This is a genomic window from Microvirga roseola (assembly GCF_020866965.1).
In the GTDB taxonomy this organism is placed as follows: domain Bacteria; phylum Pseudomonadota; class Alphaproteobacteria; order Rhizobiales; family Beijerinckiaceae; genus Microvirga; species Microvirga roseola.
The window spans coordinates 1-863 of record NZ_JAJATX010000173.1; the positions used below are offsets into that span (position 1 = coordinate 1).

General features: G+C 63.7%; 1 protein-coding gene. It reads right to left on the reverse strand.

Features of this window, described 5'->3' with window-relative positions; genetic code table 11:
* The coding region (locus LG661_RS24720) for an IS5 family transposase (RefSeq protein WP_230534645.1) at positions 1-803 on the reverse strand (803 nt) is incomplete at its 3' end.
* Positions 804-863: the final 60 nt, after the last annotated feature.

The window sequence follows — 863 nt, forward strand, 5'->3', positions numbered from 1 at the left end:
CGGAGCATAAGACTGTTCATGGCCACCCTGATCATGGCTTCCGAGACGTCGCAGCGCTCTTCGTAATCACGCACCAACCGGCGCCAGCGCATCATCCACCCGAACGTTCTTTCAACCACCCATCTGCGCGGCAACGGTTGAAAGCCCTGCTGGTCGGACAGCTTGCGCACGATCTCAATCACGAAATCCCGGTAAGCCGCCAGGCTCATCAGCCGCCCACGGTCATAGGCCCCGTCTGCAAACAGGTGCTTGAGAAACGGCCAGCGCAGGCGCACGGCCTTGATGATCTGCTCAGCGCCTTGGGCATCCTGAACATCGGCCGTCGTGAGGTTGACCATCAGCAGGCGTCCGTCCGTGTCGACCGCGATGTGCCGCTTGCGGCCTTTCACCTTCTTGGCCGCGTCATAGCCGCCCCCGCCCGGTGCCGCGGGGGCTTTGACCGTCTGGCTATCGATGACGCCTGCCGTCGGGCTTGCCTGCCGACCAGACTGCTCGCGGTCGAGCATGAGGGCGACATCGTGCAGGGTCTGGAACAGCAGGCGGCGGACAAAGCGCCGGAACCACCAATACACCGTCTGCCACGCTCCGAACTCATGCGCCAGCATGCGCCAGCCGCAGCCGGTGCGGGCCAGATAGCGGATGGCATTGAGGATCTCGCGCAGGTTCACCTTGGGCTTGCGGCCACGCCGGGCAGGCTGGGGCAGGATAGGCCTGATCCGCTCCCATTCCTCGTCGGTCAGGTCAGTGGGGTAGCGCCGCCGCTCAAAGGCTTTCTGGCGCTCGCGATGTTCTTTCGTCCACATCCGGCTCATGTGGAGCCGACATTACCCCAATCCGACCCTCTGCGACATTCTCAAACAGGC